Genomic DNA, 16,190 nt, shown 5'->3' with positions numbered 1-16,190 from the left:
TTCAGCTGCGGTCGTCCCGCGGCTGCCACCGAGGCCGGTATCGAAGTTGCGGCACAAATCGCGCAGGCCGGGGGTGATTGGGCGCTATTCTCCACGGCCTCGCGCGTACGAGATCTCACTTCGGTGTCACTGCGGAGTCGTCTACGGCGACACTCACCGGGCCGCTCCCGGCCACATTAAAGTCAGCGACCTGGCATGCGCGAGTTCGTTGCGGCCGTGACACAGCTGCTCCCTTGGCGGCCAATAGCCGGGGTTGCTTCCCCGAGGCCGGCCCTCTGCCCGGAGCGTGCGCGCCTACATGCTCGACCGTTGATTGGTCGGTGTCCCTAGAAGGCACCCTTGATCAGGCCACCGTCGACGCGGATCGTGGCGCCGCTGACGTACTCGGCGTAGTCGCTGCAGAGGTAGGCAACCGCACCGGCGATCTCGTCGGGGTAACCGAAACGACCCCGATCGTTGGGGATGAGTGAGTTGACCGCGTTGGGTTCGATTTCTTCCCATGTCTGCCCCCAGTCGCGAGCAGGTCCGATGCTGGTCACTAATTCCTTGGTTGCCTCGACCAGGATCGCACCGGGGGAGACGATGTTGGATGTGACCCGGGTGTCCTTGAGTTCACGTGCGAGTGAGACTGCCAGGTTGTGCCGGGCTGCGAGCGTCGCGTTGTACTGCGGGTGCGTGTTCATCGGCTGCAGGGCGAGACCACCGCCGATCGTGATGACGCGTCCCCAGTTCTGTTCACGCATCTGCGGCACGAGACGCTGGATCATCCGCACACCGGAGATGACGTTGGTGTTGTAGGTGAACGCCCATTCGTCCGGTGTTGCATCCGTCCACGACAGGTGCCGGTAGAAGCCCGCGTTGTTGACCAGGATGTCGACCGGACCGGCGGCGAGAGCCCCCCGTGCGACGTCGTCCGCACCGGCGTCGGTGGCGAGATCACCGAGCGCTACCGCCGCAGTGCCGCCGGCGTCACGAATTGCGTCGACGACCTTGTTGGTGCGAGCCTCGTCACGACCGTGAACGATGACGGTCGCGCCCTCTGCTGCCAGAAGCTTGGCGGTCGCCTCTCCTAAGCCGGCGCTCGAGCCGGTCACCAGGGCGCGCTTTCCGGTGAGATTCAGTTCCATGATTTCCTCCTGTTGGGTGGGTCGTAATCGGCGCGCCGACCGGGAAGGTGGCGCGTGGGGTTAGTCCTCGAAGTGTCGGTGCTCGGCGATGACGGATCCATCACCCGGTGATCGGTGCGAATGAAGCGGAGGTGCAAGGTGACGGCTACAGACCAGCGGGGAAGTCTGCTGCCCGGCTCGTCGTTGCCCACTTGTCGGCCTCTGCGGCGCGCTCGACGGACGACTTGTGTGCCATCTCGACGGCGCCGGCTCCGAGCAGCAGCCTTCTCGGGGGATCGTCGGATTCGACGACATCGATGATCACGTTCGCTGCTCGTGCTGGATCGCCGGGTTGGGTTCCATCGTTCTCACGCCGGTACCGGTTGACCGCGCCCACTGTGTGCTCGTAATCGGCTCCGACAGAGGGCAACTGCATGGACGAGCCCTGCCAGTCGGTACGAAACGCACCTGGTTCGACGATCAGAACCTTGACACCGAATGGCTGCACTTCGTTGGCCAGTACCTCGGAGAATCCTTCCACGGCAAACTTCGCAGATTGGTACGCGCCCAGACCGGGAGTGCCACCAACACGTCCGCCAACGGACGAGAACTGCACGAAGACACCGCCACGCTGCTGCCGTAGGACCGGAAGTGCGGCGCGGGTGACGTTGACCAGACCGAAGAAGTTGGTTTCGATCTGGTTCCGAAAATCCGTGTCACTCATCTCTTCGATGGGCGCGCTGTTGGCGTATCCCGCGTTGTTGACCACCACGTCGAGCGCGCCGAACTCGGCGACAGCGAACTGGACGGCAGAGCGTGCCGCGGTGGCATCGGTGACGTCGAGCTGGAAGACACGTCCACGGTCGTTGTCACCCACAAAGGACAAATCCGCCGGGCGGCGCGCTGTTGCGACGAGGTTGTCTCCTCGGGCGAGGACAGCCTTCGCGAGGTCGCGCCCGAATCCGCGTGAAGTTCCGGTGATGAGCCAAGTCTTCGCCATGGCCTTCTACTCCATCCCAGTTAATAACTGACTAGTTGGTTACGTCCTCCATCACACACCCGCTCATCGACTCTGTCAACTAACCGTTTAGTTGCAAGAGTGCGCTGCGCCCAATACGCGAGTCGGCTGTTGGCAACTCGCACGCACTCGCCCGGCTGAGCCCGCCGGCCTTCTCCCGGCCAGCCGTCGCCCCTTCGGCGGAAGCCTGGTCTTCGCGAAAACCGGCGCGTCTGCCGGGTGACAGAAACGAGAGGTGGGTACGGTCCGATGTCCGGGACGCGAGTGTTCGACCGGACATCGGACCGGGATCATGGCTCGCCCGCCGCAGGAATGCCGACAAGGTCGACGTGCGATGACGGCAAGCGATTGAGGCGAAGCACACTCGCTGCGCCGGTCGACACCCCGAGTGCTGATATTCGGGCGCGGGCGCTGCGTCGTTCCGGGCGACGCACACTACGCGCCCGCCCCACTCGACGAGTCAGAACGCCGATCGGATCGTGCCCCCGTCGACTCGGATGGTGGCACCGCTGATGTATTCGGCGAAGTCACTGCAGAGGTAGGCGACCGCCGCGGCAATCTCGTCGGGGCGCCCGAAGCGGCCGAGGTCGTTCGGCACCCATTCGTTTGCCGCGGCGCGTTCGATCTCGTCCCACGATCCGCTCCATCCGTGTGCGGGGGCAATGCTGGTGACGAGTTCCTGCACCGTGTCCACGAGGATGGCTCCGGGTGCCACTGTGTTCGAGGTGACTCCAGTGCCTTTGAGGTCGCGCGCCAGAGATACGGCCATGTTGTGCCGGGCCGCAAGTGTGGCGTTGTAGTGGGGTTGCACGGCCATCGGCTGGAGGGCCAGACCGCCGCCGATCTGGACGACCCTGCCCCATCTTCGTTCGCGCATTCCAGGAACGAGCCTCTGGATCATGCGGACCCCCGATAGCACGTTGACGTTGTAGGTCTGCGCCCAGATCGCCGGGGTGGCGTCCGCCCAGCCGACCTGGTCATAGGCCCCGGCATTGTTGACAAGGATGTCGATCGATCCGCCGGCGAGTGCGGCGGCAGCGACCGCGTCGGCTCCGTCGTCGGTGGCAAGATCTCCGACCGCGACACTCGCCTCGCCGTCGGCCGAGCGAATTTCTTCCGCAACCGCATGCGCACGAGATTCGTTGCGGCCGTGGATCACGACGTTAGCGCCTTCGGCGGCGAGCAGTTTCGCGGTAGCCTCCCCCAGACCCGTACTTGATCCGGTCACCAAAGCGCGTTTACCGGTGAGATTCAGTTCCATTTTCGGTGGTCTTTCTTGAGGCAGCGCCTGAACGACTCGATATCTACAACTGTATACTTACCTGAGCGGAATGTCTACATTCGTATACTTCAGCGGTAGACTGTCCACATGAGCCATGACGGGGCAGACCTCGCCCAAAGCAGCACCCCACCCAAGCGAGTACGCAACGCCGCCGCTACCCGGGAGGCGATATTGCACTCGGCGGTGATCGCTTTCACGCGGCACGGATACGACGGCGTGGGTGTGCGCGAGATTGCACAGTCGGCCGGGGTCACTGCCATGTTGGTCAACCGCTATTTCGGCTCGAAGGAACAGCTCTTCACCGAAGCAGTCGATACCGCTTTCGCCCCGCGAACGGTGTTGTCGGACAACCCAGCAACACTTGCCGGCGATGTGGCCGCCCGTCTGGTCGATCGCACGGCACCAGAATCAGAGCATCTGGATCCATTCCTGCTGATGCTGCGATCGGCCTCGAACCCACGGGCGGCGGAAATCGTGCGAGCGGGGGTCGAGAGACATGCCGGACGGTACTTGAGCGAGTTACTTGGAGGTCCGGATGCGGACGAGCGTGCAATGCTGGCGCATTCGGTCATTGCCGGCTTCTGGCTCATGCGGAAGATGTTGGGCAGCACGGCACTCGTTCTCGCCGATCCGGTGGAGCTCACCCACCGGCTCGAAGCGCTACTGGTGGTCGCCCTCTCCCCTTCCGTGGAGAACTGATCAGTCAGTCCATGAACCAACGGCGATGCCCGCTCGAGATTCGCCGACCAGGCCGTCGCACACCTTCAGCGATCAGCCTCACGGCCTGCTTCGAACCTCCTCCCGAAGCGGACTCCGACTGAGAATCTGAAGCCTGCGATTTTATGGGCTGTGGATGCTGGAGCATCTACGCGCTGATCCCGCTGCCCCCTCCCCCATTCGGGTTCGGAGAACCCCATTCGGGTTCGGAGCTCAATCTTGTTGTTCAGCAGATAATTCAGCAGAGTCGAATCCGTTCAAGGCGGATCCACAGGGGGCTGCTGTGACAAATCTGTCTCGTAAATTTGCTCAGGTTAACTGTATAGTTTTGCTTATGAACTCTGGTTCGGGTCGCTCGTCAGCGGCCGTTGATCTCGATCTAGCCATCCAGCGACTACGCGGCCGCATTCGGTCCGAGTCCGGGCTCGACAACTCTCCGTGGAGTCGGAGCCAGCTGTCCGCCCTGGACCGGATTGTGCACGGACCGCCGAGCACCGCCAGTGATCTCGCCGCGGCCGAGTCCATGCGTCCGCAATCGATGGCCGCGGTACTGGGCCCGATGGAGCAGGAGGGACTCCTGGTCCGGCACCGGGACCCCCAGGACGGCCGCCGAATGCTGATCGCAGCTACCGAAATGGGCCGAGAGGTGCTGCAGTCAGTGCTCGAACTGCGCAATGCGTGGTTGACCGCCGCCGTGGATCATGTGTTACGCCCGGAAGAGTACGACGTACTGCCGGTGCTGGTCGACGTCCTCAATCGGCTCGCCGACTGTGAGGTCCCACCGGTCGCTCGCCGCGCCGGCCGCTCCAGGGTGGCTGCACTGTGAGCCCGGCAGTGCACACCGAGCAGCCCAAACCCGTGCAGACGGAGACCCCGAGTTGGCGCTTGATCACTCCGTTGCTGTTGGGCTCGGCGTTGAATCCGATCAACAGTTCGGTCATCGCGACCACACTCGTGGCGGTGGGACGCGCTTTCGGCGTCGGGTCGGCTGCTACGGCGAGTTTGGTTGCGGCGCTCTATCTTGCGAGCGCAATCGGCCAACCTGCCATGGGCAAACTCGCCGAAGTGTTCGGACCGCGACGGGTGTTTCTCGGTGGGCTCGTGCTTGTCGCGCTGGGCGGGTTGCTCGGTACGGTCGCGGTGAACATGCCGATGCTCGTTGCCGCCCGTGTGGTGCTCGGAGTCGGCACCTCCGCCGGGTACCCCACCGCGATGATGATCATCCGGGCGTGGTCGCTGGAACGTCCGGCCGGCCGGACAGGAGGTGCTCTCGGCGCCCTGGCTATCGCAGGTCAGGTGACCGCGGCGGTGGGACTGCCGCTGGGAGGGCTTCTCATTGCCATCGGCGGTTGGCGGGTGACGTACGTGATGAACCTGCCGTTGGCGGTCATCGGGTTGATCTTGACCCTTGTGTGGGTGCCGCGGGATCCGAGAACGGAGAGGGCGCGATGGTCGTCGGTCGTTCGGGATCTCGATCTGGGTGGGTTGATCCTGTTCGCCGGAACGATCGCCAGCTTGCTGTACGTCCTCGGCAACCTCGAGCACCCGAACTGGGTTGCCGTCGGCCTGTGTGGTGTGTTGCTCATCTGCTTCGTCGTGTGGGAAATGTGGGTCGGCAAACCGTTCATCGACGTCCGGTTGATCGTGCGTAATCGCGCCCTGAGCGGTACATACGTCCGGGTGGCGGTGACGTTTTTGCTGAACTACACGATCCTGTTCGGACTGACCCAGTGGCTTGTGGAAAGCCGGGCGCTGTCGGCGGGACAGACCGGACTTGTGATGCTGCCGATGTCGGTGATCGCGATCGTGATCTCGATGCCATTCGCACGGCGGAACATGATCAGGTCGTCACTGGTCGTGACTGCGGCCGCGGCGATAGTGGGTACGACGAGTCTGCTGGCCTTCACGACGAATACACCGATGTGGGTACTGGTCGTCGTTCCCACGATCTTCGGCATCATGTCTGGACTGGGCATGATCGGCAATCAGGCCGCCTTGTACCGTCAGGCTCCGGCCGAAAACGTCGGGGTTGCCGCCGGTCTGATGCGCACGTTCATGTACCTCGGTGCGATCTTGTCGTCCGGTTTGATCAGTGTCTCGTTCGGTGACAACGCCACGGACGCTGGTTTGCATTCGATTGTCGTCGCCCTTATCGCGCTCGCGCTCGTGCTTGCGGTGCTCACCGCGACGGGCCTACGTCGCCTGGGCAGCTCGCCCCTTCCGAGTGAGTAGAGCAAATCTGATGGGCGGTACCGCGTTTGCGGTACCGCCCATCGATGTTTCAGGCGATCACTGAATGTGCGGAGCCTTCGAGCCTGCGGACAGGACGCTCCGGGGCAGCAAATCCACGAGGTCGTCATACGGCCAAGGGCCCGTGTTCTCGTCACGGAAGATCGTCCGTGACTCGACCGGATGGGTGTACAGACCCACCTTGCCGCCACCGGTGCGGAAGACGCAGCCGGTTACTTCGGACGCAGCCTCGGAGGCTAGGTAGAGGACGATGGGAGTGGTCAGTTCCGGATCAGTACGGGCCTCTTTCGCTTTGGCTCGCTTGGCGCTCATCACTCCCTGCTGGATGAGGGCGGCGTCACGATCGCTCGCATCCTGTGTCATACGAGTGGCCGCAAACGGCGCGATGGCATTGACCGTGATCTTGTCGTGCTGAAGTTCCCAGGCCAGGTCGTAGGTGAGGCTGGTGACTCCGCCCTTGGAGGCTGCGTAGTGTGCGTTCCCCAGCGGGGCCGCCCACTGGTTCGACGTGGTGTTGATGATGCGCCCGTACCCGGCTCGTCGCAGAACGGGAATAGCGTGGCGGCAGATGGCGAACGTGCCCTTGAGGTTGACTGCGATGGTCGCGTCGAAGTCTTCTTCGGTGATGTCTTCGATCATCTGTTGCCGAACGATGCCGGCGTTGTTCACCACGATGTCGAGCCTGCCGAACTGATCGACCGCGGTGTCGACCACCCGGCCCGCTCCGGCCCAGTCGGCGACCGATTCGTAACTGGCCACCGCCTCGCCACCGGCGCTGCGGATGGCGTCGACCACTTCGTCGGCGGGGCCGTGCGCGGACCCGACACCGTCGCTGTCGACGCCGACGTCATTGACGACTACCTTGGCACCCGCCGCTGCCAGAGCCAATGCTTCACTTCGCCCGACGCCGCGGCCGGCGCCGGTCACAATTGCCACTCTTCCGACGAGTGGTCCATCTGTGCTCACAATCTTCCTGCTTTCGTTGTTACGTTGCCGGTACTCCGGCTGGATGGTCGATAAACTCGGCGGCGAACCAAGACATCGCGTCTTCGAGCGCTTCGAGGCTCGGGCTGGGGAGATCGATCAGGAACTCGGTGGCGCCGGCCTCGCGCCATCCCGCCATTTGCTCGATGCACTTCTCAGTAGCTTCACGACCGTGTTCGATGCTGGGGGCCGGCGGTTGCCCTCGAGGCGCGCGGCCTCCGAGGGGAGCCAATGGAACGATGATTCGGAATCCCGGCGGCAGTTGCGCTTCGTGGGCATCGGCTAGCCGCGCCACCATTGCGGTGACCTGGTCGGGTGTGAGGGCCCACGGTGTCCAGGCATCGCCGAACCGCACCGCACGGCGCAGACCGACGAGGCGATCGCCGCCGATCCACACTGGCGGACGTGGTTTCTGCGCGGGTCTCGGTAGACAGACCAGGTCATCCATGTCGACGAATTGACTGTGTTGGGAGGTGGGTTCGCCATCCCACAACGCGAGGACTGCCCTGAGGTAATCGTCGGCAATGCTGCCACGATGCCCGAATGGAACGCGAGCGGCGTGGGATTCGTACTCACGCCGACCTACTCCGAAGCCCGCGATGATCCTGCCGTGGGAGAGGACGTCGAGTGTCGCGAAGGCCTTGGCGGTGATCAGTGGGCTGCGCAGTGGAATCTGATAGACGTGTGTGGCGAATCGGATACGGCTGGTCAGCGCGGCGAGGTAGCCGATGGTGCCGATCGGATCGAAGAAGCGTGGGCTCCCGTAGAGGGCCGATTCCGTGGTGGCGACGGCGGCATGATCCCCGACTGTCACATAGTTGTAGCCGAGCGATTCGGCCCCTGTCACTATTCTGGCAAGGTCTTGCGGTTCCGCCGTGTCCTCCCAAGACTGGAGGTTGATCGGCTGGACGATCGGTGTGAAAAAGCCGAACCTCGGGGTCAGGTCTTCGCCTGATCGGGAAGGGTCTGACGGGACGTCTTGGTTGGATGGTGATCGCCCGATGGCGCCATCGGTCGCTCCGTGGCCGGCGGGATCGGTGCTGGGGTTGGACATCACGAGAGGATCGGCACCACGGCCGCGAGGTGGGCGGGCTGCTGGCCGCCCGACGGAGTCCGCGGGAAGACCGGTGCCGGGTTTTCGCCGACATGGCGATCGTTCATCGTGTTACGTCCATTCCTCGATCGCGAGTGTTGCGGGTCAGTATTCGGCATCCAAATGGCCGGGATACCCACGGAGCGCGCAAACGCCCCGGCCTCGTCGGCGGCCATGATCGTGGTCGGATCCTGCACAGAGACGAGCTCGCTGTAAACCGCGGCGGCGGTCAGCCCCGCCGCGTCCACGAGTGCGAGCGCCTGACAAGCGACCGCCGACTCACCGTCACCGTCCCGCGGTCCCGCTACCACCGGCAGGAGGTGCCCCGGTCGCGTGAAATCATCGGGCTGCGCGTTCGGGTCCGCGATCAGACGTGCGGTGCAGGCTCGGTCGTGCGCCGAAATACCGGTGCCTACAGCATATCTCGCGTCGACGGACACTGTGAAACCACCCTGACCTGACTGGCGGAAGCTGTTGTGCATGGGCGGCAGGTTCAGTCGGTCCGCAACGTCCGGTGAAATCGCGACTCGCAGATACCCGGTGCCGTGCCGAACAGCGAACGCCATCAGGTCGGTGGTGGCGTATGCCGCCCCGAACACCATCAATCCCTCGTTTCGGCGAGAATCGAGAGCGACGACCGCTCCACCGCAGGCCAGCCAAGTCGCCGGATCGTCGATAGGGCGCTGGCCAGCAACCCGGAGCCGGGTCATCGGCCCAACGTTCCGCTGACCGTGGCATGCGTGCCGAAGGTACGTCGGTGGTAGGTCAGGGGGGCGCCCTCCCCCAGCCCGACTGCATGGACCAGTCCGGTGACGATGAGATGGTCACCCCCATCGAGAAGATCGGCCGTAGTGCACCGAAAGAAGGTGCTCGACGCTAGCCGCGGAACACCGTCGTGCCAGTGCCAGTCGGTGGAGGTGAAGTCTCCCTTGCCCTTCCTGGCGAACTTCTTTCCGGCATCCTCGGCATCGGTCAACAGGATGTTCACGCCGAACGCGCCGAGCTCCCGCACCGCTGCGAGGAGGCCGGATGCCCGGTCGAGGGCGATCAGGATCATCGGCGGGGCCATGGACAAGGAGCAGAAGGCGCTGACGGTGGTCCCGTACGGTTCACCTGCGGAGTCACGGGTGGTGACCACCGCAACGGGGGTGCAGATGTTTCCCATCGCTTCCCGGAAGAGGTTTTCGTCGATCGGCTTCTCGACGGCAGTAGTGCTCATCTCGATCTCCCTATCGCCATTCATACAGCACGTTATCCGCGCAGACCGGCCTCGACGAGGAGCGGATAGGTCTCGTTTCGGAATCGCGTCATGTCTTCGATGTATCGCGGGAAGGACATCAATACACCATCCAATCCGCAGTCGGTCAGCTTGCCGAGAGTGTCCACGACCTGTTCGCTGGTACCGATAATCGGGAATCCGGCCCAGCCTCCGATGAACTGGCGCTTGATCTTCTCGAGAGCCTGCGGTGGGATGGATTGTGAATTCAAACCCAATGTTGACACCAGGTTCTCGGCCGCTTCCCAATCACCCTTCACATCGACGTAGTAGTCGTGAAATGCGTGGGCAGCCTTCTCGGTTTCGTCTTGGACCACGTATGAGTTGGTCCACACCATGATCTCGCGGCCGTACTCTTCACGTGCCAGCCGCTTGAACGCGGCGACCTCTTCTGCCATTTCCTCCATGTCATATTTGGGTGCGATGAACACGACATCGCAATACTTGGCGCCAAAGTGACGTCCCGCAGCCGAACCACCGGCGTTCATGACCACCGGGTGCGGCTTCTGGATGGGATGAGGGGCGATCGATGCATCGACCACACGGAAGTACTTGCCGTCGAAATTGACCGGGTCCTCGCTGGTCCACAGGGCTTTGACGATCTGGAACCACTCGGCAGCCAGGTCGTATCGCCTGTCGTGCTCGAGCAGCGGGGCGCCGAACATCTCGATCTCGGGCGTGTTCCACCCGGTGACGATATTTAGCGCGAAACGCCCATTGGTGATGTGATCGATCGTGGCCGCCTGCTTCGCCGCCATCACCGGATGGATGGTGGAGACGTGAGAAGTGGCGAAGACACCGGTGCGTTCGGTAACGGTACCTACACCCGCAGCCCAGGTGAAGCATTCGAAACCGGCCCCGTTGAAGTTGGACGGACCACCGAATCCGCGCCACCTTCCGACCGGCACGACCGCCTCGAAATTCATGCCATCGGCCAGCTTCGCAAGTTCGATGGTATTGGGCCATTCGGCTTGCAGTACCCCGTCGATGGTCGAGATGGCGCAGCCGCCCTGGAGGTTCGTCGAGAACGTGCCCAGCCGCAGCTTGCGGTCGCTGTAGACGGGGTTGCCGGCTTCCCGGAGGGAGTCCGCACGGGTTGTGGTCATGATTTCGTCTTTCGTCGGCGACCGTTGCGGGTCGAGAGATGGTGAGGCGAAACGCGTCCGGCGGCACGGCCTGGATGCTTCGAGATGCTGACGAAATGTCTCGGCCGAGACGTGGTGGGCCGAGGTGGTCGTCTGCAGCGAACGCTACGGGCACACACTCACTGTGTCAATCGTCACATTCCACTATTTTGTTGCGACACAACGTTTTACAGAGCCGTTCATAGGTCGAGGACGAGTTCGTCTGATGCGCAGCTGCCGACGCAGATGATCATCGTCTCGCCCGCAGCACGCTCCTGCTCGGTCAGCACGGTGTCTCGGTGTACGGGCGCACCACCGCACACCTTGGTGATGCACGTTCCGCAGAATCCCTCCTCGCAGGAGTACGGGACCTCCGGTCGGACAGCCTGAACGGCTTGGAGCAGCGTCGTGCCGTCCTCGACCTCCACGGTGCGATCGCTGCGCGCCAGCCAGACCCGGAAGGGGCGATCGTGCCGGGCCGCGTCGACGTCCTCATCGCTTCCGGAGGCGGGAGCCCCGAACAGCTCGAAGCGAACGGACACGTCCGGCCTAATCTCGGCCGCAAGGGCACGAAGCGCATCGAGCAGGGCCGTCGGCCCGCAGCTGTACACCGCGCCACCGACGCCGACGCCTTCGAGGATCGCCCGCAGGGGAAGAAGTCCCGAATCGACCTCAGGGACCACGTGGACCGCCGAATCCACCCGAGCGCCGAGCGTGGTCAGCTCTCGGGTGAACGCCATGGTCTCCGAGGACCTGCCGCCATAATGAAGGGACCAGGGCACCTGCCCGCCGGCAACCTCCCGCACCATGCTCAATATCGGTGTTACGCCGATGCCGCCGGCGATGAAGACGTACGACTCGGCAGGCTCGAGCGGAAAATGATTCCGAGGCCCCCGGATCCACAGCTTCTGCCCCACCATGACCGAGTCGTGGATCTCGGCAGATCCGCCTCGGCCGCTCTCCTCGCGGAGCACCGCGATGGTGTATTGACTGCGATCCGACGGGTCGCCGCACAGCGAGTACTGGCGAATCAGCCCCGACGGTAGCGTGACCTCGATGTGCGCCCCCGGCGCCCATTCCGGCAGATCTGATCCGTCGTCGCGAACCAACTGCAGGGAAATGACTTTCTCGGCTTCCCAACGAACCTGAATCACTCTGGCCAAGTAGAGCTCAGCCGTCGCAGCGCCTGCCATAAGCACCTGGACCTCCTGGTCGAACGTGGTGACGAGCCGCCGTGTGCCGGAGGTAACGAATGGTGTCCTCTGTGGTTGGCATCACGTTGGTCTCATGAATAGCCTAATAATGGGATACGAGGGGGTCAATCGCCAAAGCGACGGATAACCGCCGGTCGACACCGCAGCTTGGCGCGGGGGCGACTCGCGGTACACCAAAGAACCAAATCCAAAGGTCACAGGCTCTATCGCCGTCACACCAGCCGATGCGCGCAGCGGGAGTGGGACAGCCACCGGACGCGACCCACGCGCCCGCCTGAAACCAATTAGCATAATGATAGGACCGTCGTGGAGAATGGAGTGGCCATGATCACCGAAGTGAACGACCACGGACTGGATAGTCCGCCCGAAACAGAGCGGCAGCCACGGAGGCGGCCGACGGCACGGCGCGCGTACAAGGCTGCCCTGTCCATCGCTCAGCACATCGTCGACGACATCACCACCGGCAGGTTGCGCCCGGGTACCCGCCTCGACCGTGAGCGCGAAATGTTGGTTCGCTTCAACGTGGGCCGCGGTACGCTGCGCGAGGCGCTGCGCTTCCTGGAGATGAGTGGCGTGATCATGGTCAAGGCCGGACCACAGGGCGGTCCCATCGTCGCGGAGCCGGATGCCCACGACCTCGCCAGCATGCTCGGGTTGTTCTTCCGCTTCGGTCCATGCCGTTCAGCGCACTGGTCGACGCACGCGAGCTGCTCGAGCCCGAACTGGCCGGTCGAGCAGCGGAATTCGCAACCGAGGATGTCATACAGGAAATCGTCGATTCGGTGCGGGGCATGGAAGCGTTCCTTGCCGACGAGGAGAATTTCATCGCCGAGAACGACCGCTTCCACGACATCGTCGCCGCTGCGGCCGACAACGAGATGTTCGCGTTGTTGGTCTCGTCGCTGCACGCGATCACCGACGGGATGCCCCTCGGCATCAGCTACCCCATCGAGCGCCGAGAAGCGGTGTTGCGTGCGCACTCGGCCGTGGCCGACGCCATTGGTACACACGACGCGGAGGGTGCCCGCTGGGCCATGCGCCAGCACATCAGAGAGTTCCACAAGTACGTCAGGACCCATTTTCCCGACATCTATCGGCAACCCGTGAGGTGGCGCGACATTGCCAACTGACACCCTACGAACGGGTGCCCGGCGCCCGTTCACGTCACTGCGGGTACGCAACTTCCGGCTGTTCTTCGTGGGCCAACTCGTCTCCGCGACCGGACAGTGGATGCAGACCCTCGCACTGGCCCTGTTCGTCCTCGACGAATCCGGCAGCGGTGTCGCGCTCGGCATGGTGACCTTACTGATGTATCTGCCGCTACTGGTGGTGGCTCCCTGGATCGGTGCAGCGCTCGAGCGGTTGCCGCTCCGCAATGTATTGCTCGTTTCCCAGGCGGTACAAGCGGCACTGGCGGCGATCTTGTGGTCGATGTCCGCGATCGGCACTCTGACAGTTCCGTTGGCGTTGACCGTGGCTGCCTGCGTCGGGCTCGTACAGCCAGTAGACAACCCTGCCCGGCGAAGCTTCGTGTTCGAGATGGTTGGCCGCGAACGAGTGGCAAATGCAGTTGCGCTCAATTCGACGCTGATGACGACGTCGCGGCTGGTCGGCCCGGCGATCGCGGGGCTGCTGGCCTCCACGGTGGGCCTGTCCTGGTGCTTCCTCGCCAACGCACTCTCCTACCTCGTAATTCTCGGCGCACTTGCCCTGATGCGAACCCGGGACCTGCACACCGAGCGAACCGTCACCGGAACACAAACAACCGAGACGTCGTCACACGCGTCCGCGCTGGACGGGTTCCGCTACGCTCTACGCGACCCCGGGATTCGGTGGCCGCTGGTACTGACGGCGGTGGTCTCACTGCTGTTGCAGAACTATTCTGTTCTGCTGCCCCTGCTCGCACACGAACGCATGAGCACGGGAGCGTCCTCAGCTGGTTTGTTGTTCAGCGCACTGAGCGCGGGCAGCCTGCTCTCCGCACTGACGGTGGCGACCTTGGCGCCGACGGGGACGCGGGTGGTGGCAGTCTCCGCGCTCTGTTACGGAATCGTGGTCGCTGCTACATCTTTCACCTCAGGTATGGCCGTCCTGGCAATGCTCTTGGTCTTGCTCGGTGCTGCGGATCAGGTCTTCTCCTCAACAGCTAACGCGACATTGCAAATTCAGTCGGATCCGCGCTACCGGGTGAGGGTGATGTCGCTGTTTTCCGCCTTCTTCATCGGAATGCAAGGGGTCAGTGGCGTCCTTGTAGGAGCCCTCGCCGACCTCTTCGGACCGACCGCGGCCATGACGGTCGGCGGCGTCGGGGCGATCGTGGTGGCCGCGATCGTGTTGGGGGTCAACCGACGGCGCAGACCGCTGCAGGACCGCGGAAACAATGGGGCTCTAAGGACCAAACCAGCATCGCCGTAGTCGATCCGGTTTGCCACTAGGGTGGACTCCGAGTCGAGCTCCTCGCCGCCGTGAGCCACCTGGCGTTACACGTCATCGCTCCGTCCTCGTCTTTCACTGCCGTCTGGGGACGTTTCGACATCGAAGACATCACGTCCCAGCCGGTGCAACGCAAGGCCGAGGGCCAAGCGGGTCCGCCCCTGAGCAGTTCGGAATGAGTAGCCGAGTTCTTTCTCCAGACGATCGCAGTGAGCCTGCACGGTCGAATGATGCAGTCCCAGCTCGTGCGCGGCCGCCCGCACCGTCGTGTTCAGCTCCATCGCCTCGAGCACCCTGCGAGCGATGGTCGAGGACGCGGTCGCTGTGCCGATCGCGATCGCGTCGGGGTGTGGCACAGGGCTCGCGTCGTGAGCTCGCACCAGTAGCGAGAGGGCACCGAGGTCCCGATAAGTCACCGCCTCACCCGCACGCGAAAGCCGGAGTGCGACAAGTGCCTGGTCAAAGGAGTCGGCGAGTCTCTCGACGGTGACGGTCTCACCGATTCCGCAGGTTCCGGTGACTGGCTGCGGACAGTCCGCTCCCGCGACGATCGCGCGGACACCTCCGAACCGGGTGCCGACCACCGCATCGATGTGGGTCACCCCGGTCGGCGGCGGATCGGTAGAGATGACTGGCATTACGATCAGATAGATTTTCGAGCCGGCCTCCAGGCCGAGGCGGCGGGCGATCGCCAACTTGGTTCCCAGAGCCGCTTCGCGGTCGAGGAGCGCTTCGAGTGCTCCGGCGTGGTCTGGGACTGTGCCCATGGTGCGGTCGATCGTGATCTGAATCGACGAGGCCAGCCGATCGAGAACGGTCTCGTCGTTGATATTGGTCTCGGTGTTCCGCTCCACCCACACCACGCCCCCGTCTAGGTCGCCCAATGGGCGCCGTGTCCACAACGCCAGTTCTTCGGCACTGGGCATCTGCGTGATCGGGGTGCCGCGTGAATCCACGCGGCGCACCAACCGATGTGCGGGATACACCGCTCCCACAGCGCAACCGGTGAGATTCGCTGCCGCGCGCATGAGCGCCGAAATGCCGACTCGTCTCCGAATCAGCCCATCGAATTGCGTGATGATGCGTAACGTCTCGTTGAGGTCAGTGTCGATACCATCAACCCGGCCGAGCAACTCACGCATCCGGCCGACTTCCGCGCGTGGCTCCGCGGTGTCGGCCTTATCGCCGCTCACGCGATCCCGCCGTCGACCGTTCCGGTCGGTTCCGCCCACCGGCGGGACGACGTGCGGAACAGGGGCTCGGCGGCGTATGGGTTTCGGTTGTCGATAGTGAACATCCGCGCTACCTCCAGCGATAGTGATCTATGCCACTCTATTCGCCACTCGGCGGGGTGTCGCCCGCCACTGGTGCGCAAATTGCCCGCTCATTCCCGCCGTCCGGCGGTTTCGTATTGGCGGTCGTCGAGGCGGGCGAGACGTATAGCCAAGGCGACGATGCGCGACCGATCCGGGTAGCGGACGAAGCTGGAACCCAGAGCACGAAGGAGGCGGAAGCCGAAGGTGACACGGTCGATGCCGAAACGTACCCAGATCTCTTCCGTGGGGATGTCGCCGAAGGCCACCCACTTCGCAGCGAGTTCGATCATCTCGGTGATGTGGTCCGGACGGGACTCGATCCTTCTCTTGCCACGATTGTTGCTCAAGTTCCGCCACCTCCTTGGTTGTTGGGCCCG

The 16,190-nt window shown here is 63.6% G+C and carries 16 protein-coding genes and 1 pseudogene; 6 read left to right on the top strand and 11 right to left on the bottom strand.

What is annotated here, in order from left to right; translation table 11 throughout:
- Positions 1 to 326: 326 nt before the first annotated feature.
- The 3 genes from QM693_RS08945 to QM693_RS08935 form a co-directional block, all read right to left on the bottom strand.
- A complete protein-coding gene (locus tag QM693_RS08945; RefSeq protein WP_283352047.1) occupies positions 327 to 1,127 on the bottom strand; it encodes an SDR family NAD(P)-dependent oxidoreductase in 801 nt (266 codons plus the stop codon).
- A gap of 145 nt (positions 1,128 to 1,272) precedes the next feature.
- Positions 1,273 to 2,106, bottom strand: a complete 834-nt coding sequence (locus QM693_RS08940; RefSeq protein WP_283352046.1) for an oxidoreductase — start codon at positions 2,104 to 2,106, stop codon at positions 1,273 to 1,275.
- Positions 2,107 to 2,584: 478 nt separating this feature from the next.
- On the bottom strand, positions 2,585 to 3,352 hold the full coding sequence (locus tag QM693_RS08935) for an SDR family NAD(P)-dependent oxidoreductase (RefSeq protein ID WP_283352045.1): 768 nt from the start codon (positions 3,350 to 3,352) through the stop codon (positions 2,585 to 2,587).
- Between the two features lie 141 nt (positions 3,353 to 3,493).
- Between QM693_RS08935 and QM693_RS08930 the strand changes: the two genes are divergently transcribed.
- The 3 genes from QM693_RS08930 (at position 3,494) to QM693_RS08920 (ending at position 6,355) form a co-directional block, all read left to right on the top strand.
- Complete coding sequence (locus tag QM693_RS08930) at positions 3,494 to 4,105, top strand: TetR/AcrR family transcriptional regulator (RefSeq protein WP_283352044.1); 612 nt, start codon at positions 3,494 to 3,496, stop codon at positions 4,103 to 4,105.
- Between the two features lie 352 nt (positions 4,106 to 4,457).
- Positions 4,458 to 4,949 (top strand): MarR family winged helix-turn-helix transcriptional regulator, encoded by a 492-nt coding sequence (locus QM693_RS08925; protein ID WP_283352043.1) that lies wholly within the window; start codon positions 4,458 to 4,460, stop codon positions 4,947 to 4,949.
- A complete protein-coding gene (locus tag QM693_RS08920; RefSeq protein WP_283352042.1) occupies positions 4,946 to 6,355 on the top strand; it encodes an MFS transporter in 1,410 nt (469 codons plus the stop codon). The genes QM693_RS08925 and QM693_RS08920 overlap by 4 nt, the downstream gene beginning before the upstream one ends.
- Before the next feature lie 57 nt (positions 6,356 to 6,412).
- On the opposite strand, the gene QM693_RS08915 is transcribed toward QM693_RS08920, so the two are convergent.
- The 6 genes from QM693_RS08915 to QM693_RS08890 form a co-directional block, all read right to left on the bottom strand.
- The gene (locus QM693_RS08915; protein ID WP_283352041.1) at positions 6,413 to 7,309 is read right to left on the bottom strand and encodes an SDR family NAD(P)-dependent oxidoreductase; all 897 of its coding nucleotides are present in this window, start codon (positions 7,307 to 7,309) and stop codon (positions 6,413 to 6,415) included.
- Between the two features lie 49 nt (positions 7,310 to 7,358).
- On the bottom strand, positions 7,359 to 8,411 hold the full coding sequence (locus QM693_RS08910; protein ID WP_283352040.1) for a TIGR03619 family F420-dependent LLM class oxidoreductase: 1,053 nt from the start codon (positions 8,409 to 8,411) through the stop codon (positions 7,359 to 7,361).
- Positions 8,411 to 9,160, bottom strand: coding sequence for a 3,4-dihydroxy-2-butanone-4-phosphate synthase (locus QM693_RS08905; protein WP_164062485.1), 750 nt, complete (start codon positions 9,158 to 9,160; stop codon positions 8,411 to 8,413). Before QM693_RS08905 ends, QM693_RS08910 begins: the two co-directional genes overlap by 1 nt.
- Positions 9,157 to 9,669, bottom strand: coding sequence for a flavin reductase family protein (locus QM693_RS08900; protein ID WP_164062486.1), 513 nt, complete (start codon positions 9,667 to 9,669; stop codon positions 9,157 to 9,159). The genes QM693_RS08905 and QM693_RS08900 overlap by 4 nt, the downstream gene beginning before the upstream one ends.
- A 32-nt stretch (positions 9,670 to 9,701) precedes the next feature.
- Positions 9,702 to 10,832 carry an LLM class flavin-dependent oxidoreductase gene (locus QM693_RS08895; protein ID WP_283352039.1) on the bottom strand — a complete coding sequence of 377 codons (1,131 nt, stop codon included), beginning with the start codon at positions 10,830 to 10,832 and terminating at the stop codon, positions 9,702 to 9,704.
- Positions 10,833 to 11,050: 218 nt separating this feature from the next.
- Positions 11,051 to 12,004, bottom strand: a complete 954-nt coding sequence (locus QM693_RS08890) for a PDR/VanB family oxidoreductase (RefSeq protein WP_283352038.1) — start codon at positions 12,002 to 12,004, stop codon at positions 11,051 to 11,053.
- A gap of 384 nt (positions 12,005 to 12,388) precedes the next feature.
- Here QM693_RS08890 and QM693_RS37810 point away from each other — a divergent pair.
- From QM693_RS37810 to QM693_RS08880, 3 genes and pseudogenes are all read left to right on the top strand, one after another.
- Positions 12,389 to 12,646, top strand: a pseudogene (locus QM693_RS37810) (FadR/GntR family transcriptional regulator); the annotation flags it as partial.
- A gap of 92 nt (positions 12,647 to 12,738) precedes the next feature.
- Positions 12,739 to 13,194, top strand: coding sequence for a FadR/GntR family transcriptional regulator (locus tag QM693_RS08885; RefSeq protein ID WP_283352037.1), 456 nt, complete (start codon positions 12,739 to 12,741; stop codon positions 13,192 to 13,194).
- Positions 13,184 to 14,479, top strand: coding sequence for an MFS transporter (locus tag QM693_RS08880; RefSeq protein WP_164062490.1), 1,296 nt, complete (start codon positions 13,184 to 13,186; stop codon positions 14,477 to 14,479). The genes QM693_RS08885 and QM693_RS08880 overlap by 11 nt, the downstream gene beginning before the upstream one ends.
- A 65-nt stretch (positions 14,480 to 14,544) precedes the next feature.
- On the opposite strand, the gene QM693_RS08875 is transcribed toward QM693_RS08880, so the two are convergent.
- The gene (locus tag QM693_RS08875; RefSeq protein ID WP_283352036.1) at positions 14,545 to 15,690 is read right to left on the bottom strand and encodes a hypothetical protein; all 1,146 of its coding nucleotides are present in this window, start codon (positions 15,688 to 15,690) and stop codon (positions 14,545 to 14,547) included.
- Positions 15,691 to 15,881: 191 nt separating this feature from the next.
- On the bottom strand, positions 15,882 to 16,160 hold the full coding sequence (locus tag QM693_RS08870; RefSeq protein WP_164062492.1) for a hypothetical protein: 279 nt from the start codon (positions 16,158 to 16,160) through the stop codon (positions 15,882 to 15,884).
- Between the last annotated feature and the right edge of the window lie 30 nt (positions 16,161 to 16,190).

This window comes from Rhodococcus sp. IEGM 1305 (assembly GCF_030058635.1).
Classification (GTDB): Bacteria; Actinomycetota; Actinomycetes; order Mycobacteriales; family Mycobacteriaceae; genus Rhodococcus_F; species Rhodococcus_F opacus_D.
The sequence above is the reverse complement of the archived record's forward strand: the minus strand, read 5'-3'. Positions and strand labels throughout refer to the sequence as shown.

Excerpts from the sequence above, each read along its gene's own strand:
- QM693_RS08945 (WP_283352047.1), bottom strand. The coding sequence starts at position 1,127 with ATGGAACTGAATCTCACCGGAAAGCGCGCCCTGGTGACCGGCTCGAGC.
- QM693_RS08940 (WP_283352046.1), bottom strand. The coding sequence starts at position 2,106 with ATGGCGAAGACTTGGCTCATCACCGGAACTTCACGCGGATTCGGGCGC.
- QM693_RS08930 (WP_283352044.1), top strand. The coding sequence starts at position 3,494 with ATGAGCCATGACGGGGCAGACCTCGCCCAAAGCAGCACCCCACCCAAG.
- QM693_RS08925 (WP_283352043.1), top strand. The coding sequence starts at position 4,458 with ATGAACTCTGGTTCGGGTCGCTCGTCAGCGGCCGTTGATCTCGATCTA.
- QM693_RS08910 (WP_283352040.1), bottom strand. The coding sequence starts at position 8,411 with ATGTCCAACCCCAGCACCGATCCCGCCGGCCACGGAGCGACCGATGGC.
- QM693_RS08905 (WP_164062485.1), bottom strand. The coding sequence starts at position 9,160 with ATGACCCGGCTCCGGGTTGCTGGCCAGCGCCCTATCGACGATCCGGCG.
- QM693_RS08900 (WP_164062486.1), bottom strand. The coding sequence starts at position 9,669 with ATGAGCACTACTGCCGTCGAGAAGCCGATCGACGAAAACCTCTTCCGG.
- QM693_RS08895 (WP_283352039.1), bottom strand. The coding sequence starts at position 10,832 with ATGACCACAACCCGTGCGGACTCCCTCCGGGAAGCCGGCAACCCCGTC.
- QM693_RS08885 (WP_283352037.1), top strand. The coding sequence starts at position 12,739 with ATGCCGTTCAGCGCACTGGTCGACGCACGCGAGCTGCTCGAGCCCGAA.